This window comes from Pantoea sp. XAF26B01_ASV70 (assembly GCF_054512635.1).
On the sequence record NZ_JBTNCJ010000002.1, the window covers coordinates 228,876 to 248,971 of the forward strand.

18 protein-coding genes are annotated in these 20,096 nt (G+C 53.2%); 10 read left to right on the forward strand and 8 right to left on the reverse strand.

The window, feature by feature from the left end; genetic code table 11:
• Nucleotides 1-32 precede the first annotated feature (32 nt).
• A complete protein-coding gene (locus ACX8ZY_RS20580) occupies nt 33-806 on the forward strand; it encodes a HalD/BesD family halogenase (RefSeq protein WP_158149897.1) in 774 nt (257 codons plus the stop codon).
• Between the two features lie 2 nt (nt 807-808).
• Here the strand turns inward: ACX8ZY_RS20580 and ACX8ZY_RS20585 are convergent, their stop codons facing one another.
• The 3 genes from ACX8ZY_RS20585 to ACX8ZY_RS20595 all read right to left on the reverse strand — a co-directional run bounded on the left by ACX8ZY_RS20585 (nt 809) and on the right by ACX8ZY_RS20595 (nt 4,054).
• The gene (locus tag ACX8ZY_RS20585) at nt 809-1,882 is read right to left on the reverse strand and encodes a DUF2817 domain-containing protein (protein ID WP_336999205.1); all 1,074 of its coding nucleotides are present in this window, start codon (nt 1,880-1,882) and stop codon (nt 809-811) included.
• A 37-nt stretch (nt 1,883-1,919) separates the two neighbouring features.
• The gene (locus ACX8ZY_RS20590) at nt 1,920-2,690 is read right to left on the reverse strand and encodes an ABC transporter substrate-binding protein (RefSeq protein ID WP_158149898.1); all 771 of its coding nucleotides are present in this window, start codon (nt 2,688-2,690) and stop codon (nt 1,920-1,922) included.
• A gap of 452 nt (nt 2,691-3,142) precedes the next feature.
• Nucleotides 3,143-4,054: a LysR family transcriptional regulator gene (locus ACX8ZY_RS20595; RefSeq protein WP_158149899.1), complete on the reverse strand. Its 912-nt coding sequence runs from the start codon at nt 4,052-4,054 to the stop codon at nt 3,143-3,145.
• A gap of 125 nt (nt 4,055-4,179) precedes the next feature.
• Between ACX8ZY_RS20595 and ACX8ZY_RS20600 the strand changes: the two genes are divergently transcribed.
• The 3 genes from ACX8ZY_RS20600 to ACX8ZY_RS20610 all read left to right on the forward strand — a co-directional run bounded on the left by ACX8ZY_RS20600 (nt 4,180) and on the right by ACX8ZY_RS20610 (nt 7,466).
• The gene (locus ACX8ZY_RS20600; RefSeq protein ID WP_425021209.1) at nt 4,180-5,559 is read left to right on the forward strand and encodes an MFS transporter; all 1,380 of its coding nucleotides are present in this window, start codon (nt 4,180-4,182) and stop codon (nt 5,557-5,559) included.
• Nucleotides 5,556-5,951 carry a hypothetical protein gene (locus ACX8ZY_RS20605; RefSeq protein ID WP_010670345.1) on the forward strand — a complete coding sequence of 132 codons (396 nt, stop codon included), beginning with the start codon at nt 5,556-5,558 and terminating at the stop codon, nt 5,949-5,951. The genes ACX8ZY_RS20600 and ACX8ZY_RS20605 overlap by 4 nt, the downstream gene beginning before the upstream one ends.
• Nucleotides 5,952-6,479: 528 nt before the next feature.
• Nucleotides 6,480-7,466, forward strand: coding sequence for a helix-turn-helix domain-containing protein (locus ACX8ZY_RS20610; RefSeq protein WP_223564392.1), 987 nt, complete (start codon nt 6,480-6,482; stop codon nt 7,464-7,466).
• Here the strand turns inward: ACX8ZY_RS20610 and ACX8ZY_RS20615 are convergent.
• Together ACX8ZY_RS20615 and ACX8ZY_RS20620 are read right to left on the reverse strand one after the other, a co-directional pair.
• A complete protein-coding gene (locus ACX8ZY_RS20615; RefSeq protein ID WP_080701293.1) occupies nt 7,408-8,463 on the reverse strand; it encodes an alpha/beta hydrolase family protein in 1,056 nt (351 codons plus the stop codon). The genes ACX8ZY_RS20610 and ACX8ZY_RS20615 overlap by 59 nt on opposite strands.
• A gap of 249 nt (nt 8,464-8,712) precedes the next feature.
• Nucleotides 8,713-9,921: an aldose 1-epimerase family protein gene (locus tag ACX8ZY_RS20620; RefSeq protein ID WP_022624311.1), complete on the reverse strand. Its 1,209-nt coding sequence runs from the start codon at nt 9,919-9,921 to the stop codon at nt 8,713-8,715.
• A 366-nt stretch (nt 9,922-10,287) separates the two neighbouring features.
• Here ACX8ZY_RS20620 and ACX8ZY_RS20625 point away from each other — a divergent pair, with 366 nt between their 5' ends.
• The 4 genes from ACX8ZY_RS20625 to ACX8ZY_RS20640 all read left to right on the forward strand — a co-directional run bounded on the left by ACX8ZY_RS20625 (nt 10,288) and on the right by ACX8ZY_RS20640 (nt 13,365).
• Complete coding sequence (locus ACX8ZY_RS20625) at nt 10,288-10,845, forward strand: peroxiredoxin (protein ID WP_010670341.1); 558 nt, start codon at nt 10,288-10,290, stop codon at nt 10,843-10,845.
• A 24-nt stretch (nt 10,846-10,869) separates the two neighbouring features.
• Complete coding sequence (locus ACX8ZY_RS20630) at nt 10,870-12,111, forward strand: protein-disulfide reductase DsbD family protein (RefSeq protein WP_158132312.1); 1,242 nt, start codon at nt 10,870-10,872, stop codon at nt 12,109-12,111.
• A 71-nt stretch (nt 12,112-12,182) separates the two neighbouring features.
• On the forward strand, nt 12,183-12,737 hold the full coding sequence (locus ACX8ZY_RS20635) for a sigma-70 family RNA polymerase sigma factor (RefSeq protein WP_421665502.1): 555 nt from the start codon (nt 12,183-12,185) through the stop codon (nt 12,735-12,737).
• A complete protein-coding gene (locus tag ACX8ZY_RS20640; protein ID WP_421665503.1) occupies nt 12,724-13,365 on the forward strand; it encodes a DUF1109 domain-containing protein in 642 nt (213 codons plus the stop codon). Before ACX8ZY_RS20635 ends, ACX8ZY_RS20640 begins: the two co-directional genes overlap by 14 nt.
• Before the next feature lie 82 nt (nt 13,366-13,447).
• Here ACX8ZY_RS20640 and ACX8ZY_RS20645 read toward each other — a convergent pair whose 3' ends face one another.
• On the reverse strand, nt 13,448-14,599 hold the full coding sequence (locus ACX8ZY_RS20645; RefSeq protein ID WP_060679147.1) for an MFS transporter: 1,152 nt from the start codon (nt 14,597-14,599) through the stop codon (nt 13,448-13,450).
• Nucleotides 14,600-14,719: 120 nt separating this feature from the next.
• On the opposite strand from ACX8ZY_RS20645, the gene ACX8ZY_RS20650 reads away from it, so the two are divergent.
• Together ACX8ZY_RS20650 and ACX8ZY_RS20655 are read left to right on the forward strand one after the other, a co-directional pair.
• Nucleotides 14,720-15,490 (forward strand): DeoR/GlpR family DNA-binding transcription regulator, encoded by a 771-nt coding sequence (locus ACX8ZY_RS20650; RefSeq protein WP_421665504.1) that lies wholly within the window; start codon nt 14,720-14,722, stop codon nt 15,488-15,490.
• 156 nt (nt 15,491-15,646) lie between these two features.
• Nucleotides 15,647-16,057: a GFA family protein gene (locus ACX8ZY_RS20655; RefSeq protein WP_158132307.1), complete on the forward strand. Its 411-nt coding sequence runs from the start codon at nt 15,647-15,649 to the stop codon at nt 16,055-16,057.
• A 16-nt stretch (nt 16,058-16,073) separates the two neighbouring features.
• On the opposite strand, the gene ACX8ZY_RS20660 is transcribed toward ACX8ZY_RS20655, so the two are convergent.
• The gene (locus ACX8ZY_RS20660) at nt 16,074-16,559 is read right to left on the reverse strand and encodes a helical membrane plugin domain-containing protein (RefSeq protein WP_187513783.1); all 486 of its coding nucleotides are present in this window, start codon (nt 16,557-16,559) and stop codon (nt 16,074-16,076) included.
• Nucleotides 16,559-19,531, reverse strand: coding sequence for a formate dehydrogenase subunit alpha (gene fdhF / locus ACX8ZY_RS20665; protein WP_421665505.1), 2,973 nt, complete (start codon nt 19,529-19,531; stop codon nt 16,559-16,561). Before fdhF ends, ACX8ZY_RS20660 begins: the two co-directional genes overlap by 1 nt.
• Nucleotides 19,532-20,096: the final 565 nt, after the last annotated feature.

The following is a 20,096-nucleotide window of genomic DNA, read 5'->3' on the forward strand; positions in this document are numbered from 1 at the left end:
CATCACACCTGCTCATCATGAGAATTGTTGCTATGTCTGGTTCCCTTGTCCGTCTCGATCTTCATCCACTGGCCGATCATGGCTGGCGTCAACGTTGTCGTGAGCAGTTAAACCAGTCCGGCGCGCTGGTACTGCGTCAGTTTTTAAAACCACACGCTTTAGAGGCGATCATCGAAGAGGGCAATGCACAACGTCACCAGGCTTATCACACCCGCAGCATGCACAATGTCTATCTGATGAAACCTGATGACGCTTTCAGTGCTGAGCATCCGCGTAACAGGGATGTGATCAGCACCAAAGGCTGCATCACTGATGATGTTATCGCTGCCGACTCGCCGCTGCGTCAGCTTTATAATGATGAGTTGTTCAAACATTTCCTGTGCGATGTACTGGGTGAAAAAGCGCTCTATCCCTATGCTGACCCGCTTTCCTCGATCAATCTGCACTATGCATCACACGGCCAGGAGCTGGGCTGGCACTTCGACAACTCCTCATTTGCGATCACCTTACTGGTACAGAAACCGCTGGCGGGCGGCGTGTTGCAGTATGTGAAAGATCTGCGGGATGCCGATGCCGGTGAGATGAACTTTGCCGGTGTCGACGCAGTGCTGGAAGAACGCCAGACCGTTGACGCGCTGGAGATAGATGCCGGGGATCTGGTGCTGTTTCGTGGCCGTAATTCCCTGCACCGGGTGACCCCAACTGAAGGCGAGGTCACCCGGATGCTGGCCGTGCTGGCTTACAATACGCAGCCGGATATTGCGTTGTCAGAAACCGCGCGTATGACCTTTTACGGCAGACTATGACATCATGGCGTGTCTGCAAGGGCACGCCAGCCGCGCAGAAAGATTTGCTGCGTGCGGAAAGCCACCAATGCACGCCAGTCCGCATCTTCTGGCCAGAACCCCTCGACCAGTTGCTGCTTTATCACCTGGCCGCCCGCACTGGCAGGGTCGCCATAGAGGTGCAGCCAGTGATCTTCACGCACCCGCTGATGCATATCCTGCCCATCGTAAGTCCCGCATTCCACCACCAGAGGCAAAATCCGGGTGTCAGCCAGCGATGTCAGCAGATAGTGCGACAGATAGCCTGTTGCCGTTGCTGTCACACCAGTTACGCTGTCACGTCCGGCGCCAGTAAACAATAAGGTCAGCCACTCACCGTAAATGACTTTGCCCCAGTCATGCGCCGGATAACGCTGCTCCGCAATAGAGAGCAGCATCGGATGCCCCCATGCGCCAGCCCCGGTATGAAGGTCAAAGCTGATGATGGTTTTCACCACAGAGAGATGCTGTTCAACGATTGCCGCCATCGTAAGGTGTGACCAGCAGGGCTTCTCACCGCCGAAAAAAAAGCCGTCAGCAAAACTATACTGTCCGGCTTCTGTGACACGTTTAACCGCCTGCCAGCCCGCGCCCTCGAGTGCGTCGGCCAGTTGCCGATCGGCGCTTGCACGGTCGCCATGAAAAATATCGTGCCACTGTGCATAATCCGGGTTAGCAGGAGGTGGCTGACTGAAATCGATAAAGTTACGGTTCAGATCAATATTGTCTTCGTTCACGCGCCGTAAATGCGCCGCGCCCCATGGATTGAGCAGATGAATCAGCAACAGCGCGGTATCAGCGGGCAACGCTTTTTCATCCAGCGTCTCGAGCCAGGCTATCTGGCAATCGGAACCATAATAGCCTTCAACGCCGTGAGTGCCGGAAACGACCAGCATCAGACGTGATGCGCTGGCCGGTCCTATCCGTGCCACGTCTGTATACAGAGCTTCTCCCAGAGGACCAGGCAGAGGATGCGGATAAGAGGTCGTCTCAGCACCTTTGCTCTGCGCCGCTGCCATAAACCGCGCGCGCTGAACGTGGTAGTCGGGCAACGCCATAGTCTTCATACTCCTGCGATTCTTCACGTTGTGCGGATCAGGGATAAACACTGAATTTAAAATATTTTTTGGTGAGCTGGTCATAAGTCCCGTTTTTATGCATCTCCGCCAGTGCCGCGTTAATCATCTTCAGGTTTGCCTCATCTTCTTTGCGTAGCGCGATACCCACGCCATCACCAAAAATCACTTTATCCACCAGGGTCCCTTTGATGGCGTACGGCTTGCCTTCGGCTGAGGTCAGGAATCCCTGTTCAGCAGAGACCGCATTGGCCAGGCTGCCATCAAGACGCCCGGCGACCAGATCCGGATAAACTTCCATCTGGTTAGGATAGGAGATGACTTTAACGCCCTCCGGCTCCCATTTGGTTTTGGCATAGGTTTCCTGGATGGTGCCCTGTGCCACACCGATCGTCTTACCGCGCAATGAGGCAACATCGGTCGTCAGCGTGCTGGCAGCCGGTGCCAGTAAAGCACTGGGCGTGTTGTACAACATATCGCTGAAAGCCACCTGCTGACGACGCTTATCGGTCATCGACATCGCTGACAGGATGGCATCAAATTTCTTCGCCTGCAGGGCAGGGATGCTGCTATCAAAACCCATTTGCACCCACTGGCACTTCACCTTTGCCTGAGCGCAGATGGCATTGCCCAGATCAACATCAAAGCCCTGCAATGATCCATCAGCCGCCTTGAATTCAAACGGCGGGAACGTAGGGTCAACGCCAAAGCGCAGGGTCTGCTGCGCCAGTGCCGCGTGACTAACTGTTGTGAGCGAAAACAGTAATGCGAGGGATAAGCTCTTTTTCATGTTTTAATTCCCGGATGCAAGTGAATTTAAGCGCGACATTCAAATTTAATAACATGCGACCTGTTTTCCTGCCAGCGAATAAACCGCAATCATCCAGATTAAAATCTTATGTTATTAAGGTACTGTGCGAATTATTTATACGGCGTTAATTTTTACTTAATACTGTGCATCAAATGACTGAGCCATACCAGGGTGTGGCGCAGGTCTGGGCCTGAAGCCGCAGGCGCTGGGGATGGGATAACAAGACAAGCCCCAGCGCCAGTTTTTAGATTATCGCGCAGCAGTGATTTATCATGACAGGGAATTAAGTAATGCGCCTGCGTTAAACTGAATTGTCATTAGCCAGACAGTAAATATTTACCTTCCCGCCCTGCATAAAATAAAGTTTATGGGATTTAAATCAGTTGAGATAAATTAACGCTTAGCCCATCAGAATAATGTGATGGATGCGCTTATTTTCTGCTGTACAGCGCTAAACGTTCATGCAGGAAATCTATAAACGCGCGTACTTTTTCTGGCACATGACGAGTATTAGGGTAGAGCGCGTAAATTCCCTGACGGGGGAATTGATGATCGGGCAGTAGCCGTACTAATCCACCTTTATCAATTTCATCCTGTACCAGCCAGGCGGGCAGAATCGCCACGCCAGCACCGGCTAAAGCAAAAGCGAGTAAAGAAGAGGCACTGTCAGCCGTGATCATGGCAGGCTGAAATGCGCTCATCAGCACAGACTCGCCTTCGGGCGTGATCACCTGCCAGCTGAGTGGCGTCGATAAACGGCTATGCGCAATCCATTTTGCTGACGCGAGATGTGAAAGATCCCGGATAGACGCTTCATTCAGGCTGTTGAGATAACAAGGTGCAGCGATTGCCAGGATATCAAACTGATCGATAAGGCGGGCGTGATGACTGGAATCGGCAAGATGCCCAAGTCGTATCGCCACATCGAAGCGGCCGGCAATCAGGTCGTCATTTTTTGATGAAGAGACGTGATGTATGCGTAACTGCGGGTGTTGGGCTGCAAAGTCAGCAAGGGCAGGGACGATCACACGAGCGCCATATTCCAGAGTGGTTGTGATCCGGAGTGTCCCGCTTAATCCAGCGTGATCACTTCTCACATCCTCTAATACGCTTTCCGCATCCTGAAGAAGCTGAAGGCAACGATGATAAAATCTTTCACCCGTATCCGTGGCTGAAACACGTCTGGTGCTCCTGATGAGTAACGAGACACCCAGCTCCTCTTCGAGATGTTTAATATTGAAACTCACAACGGCTTTAGTTAACCCGAGTGTCTGAGCTGCACCTGTGAAACTGCCTGCCTCGACTACCGCGACAAAGATCCCCAGCCGTTGCATATTGATCATCGTTAACCCTTAAACGACAGCTTACTGTCAAAATATCTTTGACAGTGTAACAACAGAAAGTGAATTTATCCCGATAATTTAAGCACCTATACTGCGCGCCTTACGCTGATCTGTCTGGGAAAAAAATGAGCTATCGTGTGCGCGTAGCCAGTGTCTATTTGCTGGGATTTTTTATTGATCTGGTCAACATGTTTATCGCCAATGTTGCTTATCCAGAGATTGGCAGACATTTTGATGCCCCCGTTAGCCAGCTGGCATGGATCAGTAATGGCTACATCTTAGGCCTGACGCTGGTCATACCGCTCAGTAGCTGGCTGGTACGGCGCATGGGCGCAAAACGTCTGTTCATGCTCTCACTGCTTATTTTCATTGCGGGCACCTGTGGTGTGGGGGCATCAGCGTCAGTTTCTCAGCTCATCGCCTTCCGATGGATACAGGGCATCGGCGGCGGACTGTTGATACCCATCGGTCAGACGATGACCTATGCGTTATACAGGAGCAATGAACGTGCGAAGTTATCGTCAGTCGTGATGTTAATTGCATTGCTGGCACCCGCCTTGTCGCCAGCTATTGGTGGAATAGTGGTTGAGAGCCTTAGCTGGCGTTGGGTTTTTCTTGTGAGCCTGCCGCTCGCAGTTGGGGCATTGCTGCTGGCGGGATGCTGGCTCAAAGCAGACAGACCGGCGAACTCATCTGAACCGCTGGACCTGGTGGGTTTAGTCAGTGGTTGTACCGCGCTCACGCTGATCCTTCTCGGGCTGACTTACCTGGGCGATGCTGACAGGCTTTATCAGGGGGCGATGATGCTGCTTGCTGGCGTCCTTACTCTGGCGGGCTATGTGTGGGACGCACTTCGAAAAAGCCATCCACTCATTAACCTGCATCTGATAAAGGATCCGCTCTTACACACCGCAATGCTGATCTATCAGTTTATACCAGGCGTGTTCACCGGCGTCAGTATGATCACTATGCTATACCTGCAAAATCAATTAGGTATGCATGCCAGCATTGTCGGCGCGCTCATGCTGCCATGGTCTCTGGCTTCCTTTGCGGCAATTAGTCTGACAGGTAAGACGTTCAACCTCTGGGGACCACGCCCGCTATTTATCACCGGCTGTCTGTTTCAGGCGCTGGGTATTGGCCTGCTGGCGCTGACTGGCCAGACATCGGACACCTTAGTCTTTGTACTTGCTTTCGCCTTGATGGGATTTGGCGGCAGCCTGTGCAGCAGCACGGCCCAGAGTTCTGCTTTTATTCACATCACCGACAGCGAACTTGCTGATGCCAGCGCACTCTGGAATATCAATCGCCAGCTCAGTTTTTGTCTCGGCGTTACGCTGGTCTGCCTGCTGTTCAATCTGATTGCGAATAGCGGCATGCCTGAAGAATACGCTTATCACCTCTGTTTTGTTATAGCGGCATTCAGCGCTGTGATTCCGCTTCTGTGCTGTTTACGCATTTCAAATCAGAAGGTTATTTCTATGCTTAAAAGGGATCAAAAATGAACCGTTATTTTAAGGAAGTACTGGACGCCCACGAATTGATTCGCAACTGGCTGGGTAACATAGAAGCACATGATGAGGTTTGTGAGGAACTTTTAGCGCGTTTTAGTCCTGCATATTCCATGGTGACACCGGGCGGTGCCTTACTGGATTTCACGACACTAAATGGGTTTTTCCGCACTCAGCGCGGTGCACGTCCGGGTTTAGCGATTGATATCTGCGACATGCAGATGGTTGCTGAGAGTGAAGGAAACGCCACTGTGGTATATAAGGAGTTGCAGCAGCTTCCGGGTCAGGAGGTCACGCTGCGGTTTTCTACGGTTGTGTTCGAGGTAAATGATGCTGGCAAGGTTTTGTGGCGACATCTGCACGAGACTTCATTGCCTAAGCCATAGATGCTGTCGATTCGCAGTGTGTCAGGGTGCGACGGGTTGAGAGCAACAGCGTGCAGGCTGAACCGCGTTTCTTAAACCAGCGATGCTCGCCGCTGTCTATGCTGAACCGATCGCCGTGAGAGATACAGTGGTGGTGAGGCGACGGCTTTATTGATCGTGAAAATTCCTCACCAGAGGCCGTTCTACAGGGGCTTCAGCAGGTTGTCTGAAGCGCCCGAATAAGGTTAGCTTAGAGCTTTAGCCTCTACGTTACCTCCTTACCTTAAGTGCGCATAATCTATCTTATGTTAAATTAACACTGACGAAGTCATCCCCTCTTATCCTGTCTGCTGCTAATCAGTTTGATAGTGCTGAAATAATGGCGAAATCTCGCTTTATGAAAGCACCAGCTCCGCATTTGACGCCCCCTGTCAAACAAGACAACCCGCGGGCAATTGTGTAATCATTCAGGAAATTTGCTGCTCTGGTTCTGCACCCATGCTCTCAGTGCCTTTTCCTGTCATTACACTTCTTTCTCTGCTGTTGCTGATGGCAACAATCTATTCCGGAAAACAACGTAACAACGGCACGCTGCGTTTTCTTTCTGCCTGCATCGTTCTTATTTCGATTAATACGATCCGCTGGGAGTATGACTCTGAGATTTTGAGAAATGTGCAGAGTGTGTTTGCAATGCTTTTACCTGCCATTGCATGGCACAGTTTCGTCCCGCTAAGTGAAGAAAGACGTAAACATGACTTACTGATTTTGCTTGTACCCGCAATAGTATCGCTAGTGATCAGGCTGGTATGGGCACCTGCTACTGACTTCATCCTCAGTATGCTTTTTTTCAGCTATGGATTCGCCCTGCTAAGAAAAGCAGTGATTAGTGGAAAACCTATAAGGCTCAATACTCTGGGCGCAATAGCTCAGCATCATACTTTGACTTTTTTCGCAGGCGGCTTTCTGTGTCTCTCCGCGCTGACAGACCTTCTCATTGCAACTGACTTTGGTATCAGCGGTGGAAAACATGCCACTTCGATCATCCTCATCACTCAACTTGCGCTCTTGCCCATTGTCGGCACGATTATTTTCGGCTTTTTAAACTCATCCCAGCGCTTTGAACCTGTTATCGGGCAAAAAACAGACAAGATCGATGATCAAGCTCCAGCGGCAGATATGACTGAGTTATATATGATGCTCGAAAAACAGGTCCATGAAACAGAGCTCTACCTGAATCCCGATTTGACGCTTGCTCTACTGGCAAGGAAAACCGGCATACCCGCCCGTAATTTCTCTGCAGCCGTTAACTCGGTTAAACAGTGTAATGTATCGCAGTGGATCAATGGTTTCAGGGTTGAACGGGCAAAAGAGCTACTGCTTAACACTTCTTTGCCCGTTACTCATATCATGCTGGAGTGCGGATTCATGACTAAGTCTAATTTCAATCGTGAATTCCAGCGCCTTTCAGGCCTCTCCCCTAGTCTATTTCGTCAGCAGGCGCGTGATAACTCAGTGCAGAATCCAGAAAAAGTGTGATTTTAGTCGTTATCAGTTGATGTAGTTCTGATCGGCTAGCACCCTTGTCGTCCTGACAAACAATGCCATCGCCCGGCGTTTCATCGTCAATAAGTTTCTCTGCACCTGGTTTACATAACTGCATAAAACTGAAATGAGTCGCCCCCTTGATGATACTGAATTGTCGCAATGATCCGCGCATTTTATCAGCAAGATACTCAGATTCCTCAGAAGCAGGCAACTGACCCAGCTTGTCATTACTGGCCGCGAGAATAAGTACGGGTATGTTAATTTTGCTCAGGCTAGCAGGGGTAAAACCTGGCGCTAATCCAGCATCAAGTGACACGACGGCTTTGATTCTTGTATCAAGATTGTCAGATGACAAAAGTTTATGCGCAGTAACGTCATCTATTCCAAGTTTGGTCGTCAGCTTACAGTCACCGCGAAGGACATGCTGCTGACAGTCATTCAGGAACAACGAAGGATCAAAACGCGCTCCAGCCAGCGACATGACTGTCCAGCCTCCAAGAGAATGCCCAATAGCCGCAATGCGCTTATCATCTACTGTGCCAGATAAGTCAGAAGATCGACCGACGAAATCAATTACCCGGGATATTTCACCAGGACGACGCCATAGTTTTCTGGCGTCTTCAGGATTTTGATTAAAGATTGTCGTACCGGGGTGATCAGGCGCAGCCACAATGTATCCCTGAGCGGCCAACGCTGCAGCAAGCCAGGAAAGATTTTTCCAGCTTCCATTAAATCCATGTGAAATCACTACAAGTGGATGCGTTCCCGAAACGGGTGTGGCGTTACGGATAATCTCAACGCCGACAAAAGCGACATTTTCTCCAACAGTTTCACTTACTCCATTCTGAATCGCCGGGTACCACACCGCTACTTTCAGAGGATCTCCCTTGGTGTCTGACACTGTCATCTGGCGAAAACCCGGCGATGCCTGGACCTGCCAGCAGTAAAGTAATACCGATGCTGCTATAAACACTGTTCTGAACATCATTGATGCCTTGCTGTGATAAATGAAGACATATTTGTAATCTGCCACAACGTACGAATGCGTCCTCTTACACGATCCAGGTCTTCAAATTTGCAAAATCAGTGATTATTTATCCGTCTGCTTCAGTTTTATGGTGCCGCTCACGACCAGCAATATCCATGGCGCGGCAGCCTGTAAGTCATAAAATCCGTTCTCAAATCTAAAAAAATCCCGACACGCGACTTCACGTCATCGGGATTTCATTCATTCCAGTTACTCTTTCGCTATCGGCGTCTCGCTCACATCAATCTTCGTGTCGCCCTGAATGCCCTTAATGCGTTTCTCAACGTCATTAACCTGCTCGCTGCTGTGCAGCAAGGTGTACGTCAGATCAAATGCCGTACTGGCACCCGGTTGCAGCTGCTTCACGCGTTTTTGTTCACGTTCAATGGTGACCGGATAGGCGTAACTGGTACCAGGTTCGATGCCGGTCACGTAGCCCTGTTTCAGGGTGTCGGTATTTTTCCATAAGGTCAGCATTGGGAGCTGACGCGTATCGAACTGAATGGATGCGCCGCTGTTGCCCGCTTTATTTATTACCGCAGCGACGGTCTGATGATTGCTGTCTGAAAGCGGCTTGATGTTGAACACCATCTCATCGAAGTCTTTGGTCGGACCTTTATAGGTCTGCCACTCTTTTAACCCGGCTTTCGCGTAGTCATTGAACGGGCTGATGCCGGACATCGGCGCCAGGAAGCGTGCGCCCTCTTCAAGAATAGGTTTGCCGAAGTTGCTGTGATAGATGATCTGGTAATCGTGCGGATAGTCGGCATGGTTGGTTAACACATCATGCAGGCTGAAACTGTTGCTGCCTGGCACGTAACGCAGCTCGGTCATGGTCTGCAAATCAGCTTTCTTAAAGGTGCTCTCTTTAATCAGGCCGCGAATACGGATTTCGTGTGGTGCCGCATCTGCCACTTCAACTTCCAGCTGAGAAACCGGCGTATTCCCCGCTTTACCGTGCAGCGTATAGATTCGGCCTTCATCGGTGACCGGATGGCCGGTCCATTCGTAGCCGCAGCGCACCATCATCTCGTTGAAACCATCCAGCCAGCCCAGACCGTTGCGGCTCTCAAGATTGATGTAGGCAGGATTGACGACCTCTTTAACCGGTGAATCCCAGCCCATGCGGGTGCCAAAGCCTTCAACACGCAGTAAGTTCATGCCACGTGTCGGGCTTAGCGTAATCGTCAGGCCATCCTCACTGCGGATCGTCAGTATTTTACTGCCTTCCTGCTTGCCGCCATGCAGGACTTTCTGTTCGATGCTGAACGGTTTGCCCTGAGACTTCAGCTCACTACTGGAAATCTTCCAGTTTCCCTGCTCGGTGCCCTGTTCAGCACTCGTCAGCACCCAGGTTTTTGCCGCTGCAGAGCCTGAAACCAGCACTGCCAGTACCGTTAACGCCAGTTTAATCTTCATCCTTCACCCCATTAGCTGAATCGTTTTTTCATTCCGTAAGGGAAATTTACTTAATGGGACTGAAGATAAACGTGATGATGCTCACCTGTTGGGAAAAGGCAGCGAGTTAGCCCTATTATTGTGGGCCAAATCACAGTGATTATGGCCAGAGAGGAATAACTACAGCGAATCAGGTGAAATTTGCTGACATTAGCTTTATTCGATTCAGCTAAAAATGAGGGATCTGATAAAGGACGGCTGGTTAAGCACCATAAAAAAAACACGAAAAAAATTCCTCAAACGCGCAACTTTTTCCATTTTTAAACGAACCTGTTATCAGGGACGTCAGACAACTCCGTCTGTTCGTCAATGGAGAGAGTAAAGCCAATGAAAAACACCCTGAAAACCCTGGCCGTCGCTACGCTGCTGGCACTGAGTGTTCCGGCAACATCTGCTTTTGCAGCGTTACAGGTCGGTGAAAAAGCACCGGACTTTAAACTGGAAGCCGCGCTGGCCGGTAAATCGACCACCTTCTCATTGCAACAGGCGCTGCAGAAAGGCCCGGTTGTCCTCTACTTCTTCCCTGCTGCTTTCAGTGCAGGCTGTACGCTGGAAGCACACGATTTTGCTGAAGCGACCGATGAATTTAAAAAGCAGGGTGCGACCGTCATTGGCGTGACGGCGGGTAATACCGATCAGATTGCGAAATTCTCGCAGCTTGAATGCCGTGACAAATTCACCGTCGCAGCCGATCCCGGTGCCAAAGTGGCGGCAGAATATAAGAGCACCATGGAGATGAAAGGGCAGAAACTCTCAGACCGTACCTCTTACGTGATTGCGCCCGATGGCAAAATCCTGCTGAGCTTCACCGATAAAAATCCTGATACGCATATCCAGAAAGCGATGGATGCCGTTAAAAAATACCGCCAGGCCAATCCGGCATAACTTCATCTTCAGAGCAGGTACATCATGCTGACTGCGATTGCAGCCGCCTTCCTGGGCGGCATTATTCTGAACCTCATGCCCTGCGTGTTTCCGGTGATCTCGCTGAAAGCACTGAGCCTGATCCGGCATCACGAATCACCTTCCCACGCCAGAGCCGAAGGCCTGGCCTTTTTACTGGGCGTAGTCGTGACGATGGTCGCTCTGACCGCAGTTCTGTTGCTGGCCAGGGCGGGCGGTGCATCGGTGGGCTGGGGATTCCAGCTGCAATCGCCGCTGGTCATTGCCGCACTGATTCTGGTGATGCTTGGGTCGGCGCTGAACCTGCTCGGTCTGTTTGAAGTAGGATTATCGGTACAGCGGGTTGGCGAAGTGGGAGGCGATCGCAGTGGTTTAGTCGGTTCAGCTCTGACTGGCGCGCTGGCCATCATTGTCGCAACTCCCTGCAGCGCGCCCTTTATGGCCAGCGCGGTAGGCTATGCGCTTACCCAGCCTCCACTGATCAGTCTGGTGATCTTTATTTCACTGGCGCTGGGCTTTGCTGCGCCCTTCACCCTCATCTCATTCTTCCCGGTGCTGGCGCGAATTTTGCCAAAACCGGGTGCATGGATGATCACGTTAAAGCAGGGACTGGCGTTTCCCATGCTGGGCGCGGTGGGCTGGCTGATCTGGGTACTTGAACGTCAGGCGGGATCGGCGGCGCTGGCTGCCATTCTGGCCTGCTGTTTACTGTTTAGTTTCGCCGCCTGGCTGTATGGCATGGCGCAGAAACGCCGTATGATGGGACAGCGTCATTGGGTGCTGCATGTGGCGACCGCATTCTTTCTGGCGCTGGTCGTGGTGCCGTTACTGAACCTGAACAGGTTTGCCGAAGCTCCGGCTGAAACGGCAACCGCCTCACAGGCTGCCGCCGCTGTGGCGTGGTCGCCCCAGAACGTTGATGCCATCAAAGGTCAGGGCAAGCCAATACTGGTGAACTTTACCGCATCATGGTGTATTACCTGCCAGGTTAACGATCGTACTTCGCTTTCGACGCAGGCGGTAAAAGCGGCGATGGCGCGAACCAACACCATTTATATGGTCGCGGATTCCACCAAATATAATCCCGATGTTGAACAGGCGCTGAGCGATTTCGGACGCGGTGGATTACCCCTCTACGTGGTCTATCCGGCTGACGGCGGTAAACCTGAGGTACTGCCGCAGGTGCTGACGCCTGGCATTGTGATTTCAGCGCTGGATCAGGCAACAGAAAAAGGAAATAAATCCTGAGATTACTGATGAAACGATTGCCTGGCGAGTGGTCAGGGCGCGGCGACAGCGTGCTGAACTGCTGATGATCGATGCCAGAAACTGATCAACGCGCACAGCAGTGGCCAGCATTAATGGCCCGGGCGCAGGCGGGTGACAGAGCTGCCTATAACCAGTTACTGAAAGCGATGGTTCCGGCCATCCGGGCATTGGTATGCAAAAAAATCCGTGATGAGGGACTGGTCGAGGATGTGATTCAGGAGACGCTGCTGGCGATCCATCGGGTGCGGCATACCTACGATCCGCAGCGTCCGATACTCCCCTGGGTTGCTGCCATCGCCTCTGCCCGGGCCATTGATGCGATGCGCCATCGCGGCCGTCGCCAGGAAGTACAGGATGAGGAAGAGCTGCAACGACAACCCGCTGCAAGTGCAGAGTCCTCAGCCGATATGGATATCCTCTCCGGTTATCTGGATAACCTTCCGCTGCGCCAGCGGGAGATCGTCGAATCCGTGCATCTGCGCGAGCAGAGCCTGGCGCAGGCAGCAGCTGAAACTAATCAGTCGCTCTCTGCGGTTAAATCTCTGTTGCATCGCGCAATGGTCAACCTTCGTAAATATGGACGGGGTCATCATGAGAAATCATGACCAGTTAATTAATCAGCTCAGCGCGTCTGCCCAGCCGGTGCAGCGCGTCTGGCCCACCGCCTGGCGCGTTGCGGGCTGGATTGCCCTTGCCCTGCCCTGTGGCGCGCTGACCAGCTGGGCATTTCACAGCCGTTTCACTGACTGGTCGCAGCCTGGCGCGTTTTTCGCGCTGGTTGCCCTGCTGCTGTCACTCATCATCGCGGGCAGCACGCTGGCGGCAGCCTTTACGCTGAGTATTGCAGGCAGAAAACCGATCAGCCTGCGCTGGCCGCTGCTGATGGCGATGATGTGGCTGGTGCTGAATCTGATCAATATGTCATCTTCAGCACCGCCATCGGGCGCGAACCGGTTGGGTGAAGGGATGCACTGCTATCTGTTTATGCTGTCGGCCAGTGTCCCGATGATGCTGATGTCCGTGTTCGCCCTGCAGCGCACCCGATCCCTCTATCCGGCGCGCAGTCTGGCGCTGAGCGGCTGCGGCAGTGCGTTTACCTCATCGATGCTGCTGTCGTTGTGCCACGATAACCATCTGCACGCCATCGATTTTTCTATGCATCTGGCTGCGGGCATCACCATCGTGGCGCTGACGGTGCTGGCAGGCCGCCGCTGGGTCAGGCTGGGAGAGTAATGGCACGCCGCTTCCGTTCCTCCTGAAGATGACTCCGCGCCCCGTTCAATGAAATTCTGTCAGGAGCGCGGACTGGGTAATTTTATGCATTCTCCCCCGCGCGGCTACGGCCCAGATCCAGGGTCAGAGAGACCGCACCGACAACCAGCATCAGCGCCATAATCAGTGAAAACGAGAAAGCGAGATGCGTGTAATGCGCCACGTAGCCAATCACGGCTGGCCCGCTCAGTACCCCCAGGTAACCCAGAGTAGTAATGGCAGGCACGGCGACCGCCTGCGGCATCACCGTCTGACGTCCGGCGGCGGAGAACATTACCGGCACGATATTGGCGCAGCCTGCGCCGACAAGGGTGTAGCCCAGCAACGCCAGCGGCCAGGAGGCGATAAAGGTCACCATTGCCATGCCAGCCGCGGCAACCAGTGCGCCGCCCAGCACAACCGGTAAACGTCCCAGCGATGAGATAATCCGGTCCCCGGTCAGACGCGCCACCGTCATCGCAATGGCAAAGCAGGTATAGCCCAGCCCACCCAGTGACGCCGGAATGGCCCGGACGTCGGTCAGATAGACAGCACTCCAGTCCAGCACGGTGCCTTCGGTCAGGAAGACGGCAAAGCAGATGATGCCGATAATCAGTACGCTGCCGCGCGGAACAGCAAATACCGGGCCTTCAGCGGGGTTCGCGTAGGTCAGTAAGCCCGGTGCGCTGACCAGCGTCATGATAATCACCGCCGCGACCGCCAGCAAACAGCCGGTCAGCACGCTAAAACCCATCGCCAGCAGCAGCGTCATAAAGCCCGCCCCGGCAATGCCGCCCACGCTGTACATGCCGTGAAAGCCTGACATGACTGGCTTTTCCGCCTGCTTCTCCACCAGAATCGCCTGGATGTTCATGGCGCAGTCGGTCACACCGATGCCGACGCCAAAAACCAGCAACGCCAGCGCCAGCAACAGCGGGTTGCTCAGCACCGACAGCCATGGCGTACTGATGATGACCAGCGCAACAGCGACCAGAATCACCCGGCGGCAGCCAAAGCGGCTGGTCAGCCAGCCCGTCACCGGCATCGCAATCAGCGCGCCGACGCCAAGACAAAGCAGCAAGGTGCCGAGTTGCGCCTCATTAACGCCGGTATTGCCGCGGGCGAAAGGCACAATCACCGCCCAGGTCGCGGTGATAAATCCGGCTATAAAAAAGATGATGCGTGTTGCCAGCGTGGAAGAGACGTTATTAGCCATTGCATTCCTTTGAGGGATGTCGGGGAGAGCTGACAGGACCGAGAGATCGCTATTGACTCCCTGCCCGGCAGTGAACGATTATGCTCACTATAGCTCGATTGTGAATATTTTGAGGTTTATATGCTCGATTATGCAGCTTTCCCGCAGCAGCGACAAGCGCTGATTCGTGAGATATTGCAGGACAAAGGACGGGTGGCCTGCGCTGACCTTGCAAGGCAATTGGCCGTGTCAGAGCACACTATCCGCCGCGATCTTCATGAACTCAGTAAAGAGGGTTTATGTAAAAAGGTCTATGGCGGTGCGGTGTTACAGCTTCAGGAGGCGGGCAGCTTTGTCAGCCGGAAAGCTCACGATTACGCAGCAAAAGCCCTGATCGCGCAGCGCTGTGCCAGCCTGGTGAAAACCAATAGCTGCATTTTTATTGATGCCGGTACGACCAATCTGGCGCTGGCACAGGCGCTATCACCAGATTTGAATATCACCGTCGTCACCAATGCACCCGATATTGCTGCGCTACTGATCAACCATCCTGCTGCGGAGGTGATTATGCTGGGCGGGCAGATACAGAAGAGCACCGGCGGCGCGGTCGGGCAAACCGCGATCAACCAGATCCAGGGGATTCTGTTTGATCAGGCGTTTATTGGCGGCTGTGCCATGAGTCCGGAGGCCGGTCTGACCGGTTTTAACTATGCGGATTGCGAATTCAAGAAAGTTGCCATGGCGCAAAGCAATCAGATCATTGTCGGGCTGACAGCGGATAAAATCCCCGCCGTAGCGCGATTCAGCGTGGCGAAATGCCGTGAAATCTCAACGCTCGTCGTGGAAGAGAAGCTTGATAAAGAACTGCTTGAGGCGTTTGAAGCGGAAGAGATAACGCTTATTACTGTCTGATACGGGGTGATGAAATAAATCGTGTCGCAGACGAACCCGATCAACGCACCTTGCCCTGGCTGTACTAATAGTCGACAAATCCGCACCCGGTGCTGCCAAATCCCAGGCTTTGGCGTAGGCTGAAAGCTGGTTGGTTTCACAACACAGGAGATCACGATGCAAAATGAAATGACAGCACAATGCCACTGTGGCGCCGTGGCGTACCGGGTGACGCTGAAGGATGGATTTAATACGGTGCGCCGCTGCAACTGCTCGTTTTGCCGGATGCGCGGCGCGGTGGTGGTATTTGCGACAAAAGTGGAGCTTACCTGGGGTGAAGCGCAGCTCACAGAGTATCGTTTCAACAGCAAAGAGGTGGGCCACTACTTCTGTTCCGTTTGCGGCATTTACACCTTTCATCAGAGCCGCTCACAACCCGATCAGTTCGGGGTGAATGTCGCCTGCCTTGAGGGGGTTTCGCCGTTTGATTTCACCGATGTCCCGGTCTCCGATGGTATCAATCATCCAAAAGATGGCGGCGCGGGCGGTGTAGCCGGTCATCTGATCTACACCCCCACGCAATCCTGAACGATCGCAGGCTGAACTACTCCCGTGTGGGCTTGCCACTGAAGCGAGTAATCGGCTTCTGCTCTTCACGGTCAATCTGTTGTGAGAAGACTTCAAGCGCCGCGAAGATGGGGCGCAGTCCGCGCCACAGATCCTCATCATTGAGTAACCGGATAATGCCGCGGATGCCCGGCGCGGCTTTATCCTGACGGGCCTCATCGCGCGCTGGTTTAACGGCCATCGCGGCATCGCGGACGGCCAACAGCAGATGATTAAACCGTTCTGGCGGCACGCTGCCCAGCGTCATCATCAGTATCGAGAGATTCTGCAGCGCGTTCTGCGTACCTGGCTGATTAAGGCCCGAAACCAGGATTTTCCCCACCTCGCTATTTGATTTAACCAGGTCGTTCGCCAGCCGCAGAAAACCGTGCTGGTGAAGATTTTCGATTAGCTCATCCATCGCCTCCCGGGCGGTCGGCTCGGTAGGTGTCGGCGGGACCTGATATTTCATCCGTTCTGCCATTAGAATTTCTCCGGTTTTTCGACATGTTCAGGCGGTTCCCGATAGCCAGCCTGCTGCCATTTTTGCTCTATCGGCAGGTGATCCAGCGGCGTACGACTGCCGTGACGGAAGTTGTGTAGTGGCACCGGATTAGGCTGCGACCGGCGATCAACGCGCTTCATATTTACGGCAATCTCTTTATAAGCCGGTGTGTTGACGTCGGGATCATGATGTTCGCCGGTCAGGGCGTTGACGCCATCTTTGCCATGATGAATCGGCATAAACAGTACGTTTCCTGCCACACGCTCAGTGATCACGACAGGCACATCCAGCGATCCGCGCCGCGAGGTAATGCGTACCCACTCTCCTTCGTTCAGCGCGCGCTCGGCGGCCAGCTCCGGCGAGATCTCAACAAAGGCATTAGGCGACAGCGACATCATGCGGCCACCCTGCCCGGTCTGATTCATCGACTGGAAATGCTCCAGCATCCGGCCATTATTCAGCAGCAGATTATACTGTGAATCCTCCTGCTCCGCGGGCGGCTGCCAGCTCAGCGGATAGAGTCGCGCTTTGCCATCCGGAAAGTTAAACCGTTCCGTGTAGAGTCGCGGCGTGCTTTCGCCTGCGGCGCTGACGGGCCAGAGCTGGGACTGCCAGCCGACCAGTTGCTCATAGCTGACACCCGCGAAAACCTCTGCGATGCCTGCCGCTTCCGCCATAATCGCGCCTGGGTTCGGGTAATGCCACGGATGACCGAGACGGGCGGCGAGATCGGTAAAGATCTCCCAGTCGGGCCGACAATCACCCAGCGGCTTCATGACGGGTGAAAAGTGCTGGATCCGCCGCTCGGTGTTCACAAAGGTGCCCTCCTTCTCCACGCTGGGCGCACCGGGCAGCACCACATCGGCAAATTCGGCAGTGCGTGACATGAAAATGTCCTGTACCACCATAAATTCCAGCTTGCTGAAGGCGGCATGCACCGAAGTGGCATCGGCATCCGCAAACGCCGTCTCTTCACCGGTGATATACATCGCGCGAATTTTGCCTTCACCGGCCTGCTGCACCATTTTGAAATTATCAGCACCAGGCTGATCGGAAAGCGCTTCAGGTGAGACGCCCCAGGCACGCGCCCATTTTTCGCGCACCGCTGGGTCAGTGACTTTTTCATAGCCGGGATAGAGATTACTGAGGCAGCCAAAGTCGCTGGCGCCCTGTACGTTGTTGTGTCCGCGCATCGGATAACCGCCGGTGCCAGGCCGGCCATAGTTACCGGTGACCAGCAGCAGGTTCGACAGCGCCGTACTGGTGTCTGCCCCGTGGCTGTGCTGGGTAATTCCCATCGCCCACAACACACAGGCGCTGCCCGCCTGGCCGATCATTTCCGCTGCTTCAATCAGTTCTGATTCACTCAGTCCACATTTCTCACTGGCAAAGGCCAGCGTAAAGGGAGCGAGTGAGGCGCGGTACTCATCAACCTGGTTGACCCGCTGGGCCAGAAAAGCCTCATCCGCATAACCGTGATCGAACATATATTTTGCCATCGCCGAGGCCCAGACCAGGTCAGTACCCGGTCGGATGCGCAGATAGCAGTCAGCACGTTCCGCCATTTCATGACGGCGCGGATCAACGACCAGCAGTTTCTGACCGCGATGTTTGTGGCTCTGTTTGATGTGTGAAGCAATCACCGGATGGTTCTCGGCCAGGTTGCTGCCGACCAGCACGATCAAATCGGTCTGTTGCAGATCCTTAATCGTCCCGGCATCTCCGCCGTAGCCCACCGTGCGGAACAGCCCTTCTGTGGCCGGGTTCTGACAATAGCGCGAGGAGTTATCAACGTTGTTGGTGCCGAAAATTAAACGGGCGATTTTTTGGGTCAGATAGGCTTCTTCATTGCTGGCCTTGCTTGAGCCAATAAAGCCAATCGCATCGCCTCCACAATTCTGAGCGATACCCTGTAATCCTTCGGCAACCCGCTGTAGTGCTTCATCCCAGCTGGCAGGCCGGAAGTGGCCATTCTCGCGGATCAACGGCGTAGTCAGGCGCTCCGGGCTGTTGACGAAATCCCAGCCGAACTTACCTTTAACGCAGGTCGAGATGCCGTTGGCCGGGGCTTCAGCAACCGGCTGAACTTTCAGGATATGGCGGTCACGGGTCAAGATTTCAAAGCTGCAGCCTACACCGCAATAGGTGCAAACGGTTTTGGTGCGTTTGATCTCCGACTGGCGCAGCGCCACATCGATTTTCGAAACGCCGGTAATCGGCTCCATGCCGATACTATTTTCCAGCGTTTTAACAAAGTCGATCAGCGGACGCTTCAGCCCTTCATCCATCGCGGTAAAGGGGCCTGCATCTGGCTGCATGGTTTTTTCCAGCAGCGCATTGCACGGGCAAACAGTGACGCAATGTCCGCAGCTGACGCAGCTGGAACCGGCGATTTCCGTTCCGCCATCCCAGAGCACGCGAGGATGCGCCTGGGTGTAGTCAATCGACAGCGTCTCATTGACCTCGACATTCTGACACGCTTCGACACAGCGACCGCATAAGATGCACTGGTCAGGATCGTAGGTGTAAAAAGGATTGGAATGATCTTTCGCGTAGGGCTTGGGCTCATGAGGATAGTACTGAATCGGAATGTGCATATCTGCCACGGCATTATGTAGCGTGCAGTCGCCGGTGTTGTGCTCACAGACGGTACAGTAAAGCTCATGACGATTGAGCAGCCGATCCATTCCCTCCTGCTGCGCGGCCTTAAGCGCACTGCCTTCACTCTGCACCTCCAGCCCCTCTTCAGTGCGGAGCGTGCAGCCGCGAACCCGCTCGCCGTTGGCATCTACCCAGCAGACATCACAACTTTGCAGCGGTGGCAACGCCGGGTGGTAACAGACATGAGGTAGTTTTTTCCCTTGAGCATCCAGAAAATCGATTAGCGGTTGATCAGCTAACCCTTTTAACCGTTCACCATTGTAGATAATGGTGCAGTAATTTTGACTCATATAAGCCTCATGACGACATTGCGACGAGCTACCGAATGGAAAATCTCCCTCTATTTAAAGGGTTGCTTCACAAGCTTAGTGAGGATTAGCAGCCACGCCATGAATACCGCTACGCTTATCAAGGTTACTTGCTGACAGATAAGGCTTTTTTAAATGTAATGACTTCTTACCGGCTAAAAACGGGTCAGTTTTTACCCGGCTGATCGTCAGAATCTGGCACAGAGGCTTCGCGTTGATAAGCATTTGCCGCACAATGGTGAAGTTTGGGGTTAATAACCAAACACAATGTATGTTGTAACTATATAATCAACTAGCTTATTTCGCTATAAGACGCAGGGTAATGATCGGCACGCTTATCAATCCGTCGTTTTGCCCTCAGGCAAATTAATTATCAGGACCGCCGCGAGTTAACAGACTACTTCCGAATTAATTACGTACCGCCACTAACTTATTCCAGTACATATCAGGCTGAAACGATTTAATCTGGATAACGGGTTTATGGATTATTTTAGCTATTAAACGGGACTATTCTCCTGCCCGTGAGTGAGCGAACAATTTATGGCAT

Coding starts and splice junctions, on each gene's coding strand:
- ACX8ZY_RS20635 (WP_421665502.1), top strand. CDS start 12,183: ATGCCAGAAACTGATCAACGCGCACAGCAGTGGCCAGCATTAATGGCC.
- ACX8ZY_RS20590 (WP_158149898.1), bottom strand. CDS start 2,690: ATGAAAAAGAGCTTATCCCTCGCATTACTGTTTTCGCTCACAACAGTT.
- fdhF (WP_421665505.1), bottom strand. CDS start 19,531: ATGAGTCAAAATTACTGCACCATTATCTACAATGGTGAACGGTTAAAA.
- ACX8ZY_RS20580 (WP_158149897.1), top strand. CDS start 33: ATGTCTGGTTCCCTTGTCCGTCTCGATCTTCATCCACTGGCCGATCAT.
- ACX8ZY_RS20610 (WP_223564392.1), top strand. CDS start 6,480: ATGGCAACAATCTATTCCGGAAAACAACGTAACAACGGCACGCTGCGT.
- ACX8ZY_RS20625 (WP_010670341.1), top strand. CDS start 10,288: ATGAAAAACACCCTGAAAACCCTGGCCGTCGCTACGCTGCTGGCACTG.
- ACX8ZY_RS20650 (WP_421665504.1), top strand. CDS start 14,720: ATGCTCGATTATGCAGCTTTCCCGCAGCAGCGACAAGCGCTGATTCGT.
- ACX8ZY_RS20630 (WP_158132312.1), top strand. CDS start 10,870: ATGCTGACTGCGATTGCAGCCGCCTTCCTGGGCGGCATTATTCTGAAC.
- ACX8ZY_RS20595 (WP_158149899.1), bottom strand. CDS start 4,054: ATGATCAATATGCAACGGCTGGGGATCTTTGTCGCGGTAGTCGAGGCA.
- ACX8ZY_RS20605 (WP_010670345.1), top strand. CDS start 5,556: ATGAACCGTTATTTTAAGGAAGTACTGGACGCCCACGAATTGATTCGC.
- ACX8ZY_RS20640 (WP_421665503.1), top strand. CDS start 12,724: ATGAGAAATCATGACCAGTTAATTAATCAGCTCAGCGCGTCTGCCCAG.
- ACX8ZY_RS20645 (WP_060679147.1), bottom strand. CDS start 14,599: ATGGCTAATAACGTCTCTTCCACGCTGGCAACACGCATCATCTTTTTT.
- ACX8ZY_RS20655 (WP_158132307.1), top strand. CDS start 15,647: ATGCAAAATGAAATGACAGCACAATGCCACTGTGGCGCCGTGGCGTAC.
- ACX8ZY_RS20600 (WP_425021209.1), top strand. CDS start 4,180: ATGAGCTATCGTGTGCGCGTAGCCAGTGTCTATTTGCTGGGATTTTTT.
- ACX8ZY_RS20585 (WP_336999205.1), bottom strand. CDS start 1,882: ATGGCGTTGCCCGACTACCACGTTCAGCGCGCGCGGTTTATGGCAGCG.
- ACX8ZY_RS20615 (WP_080701293.1), bottom strand. CDS start 8,463: ATGATGTTCAGAACAGTGTTTATAGCAGCATCGGTATTACTTTACTGC.
- ACX8ZY_RS20620 (WP_022624311.1), bottom strand. CDS start 9,921: ATGAAGATTAAACTGGCGTTAACGGTACTGGCAGTGCTGGTTTCAGGC.
- ACX8ZY_RS20660 (WP_187513783.1), bottom strand. CDS start 16,559: ATGGCAGAACGGATGAAATATCAGGTCCCGCCGACACCTACCGAGCCG.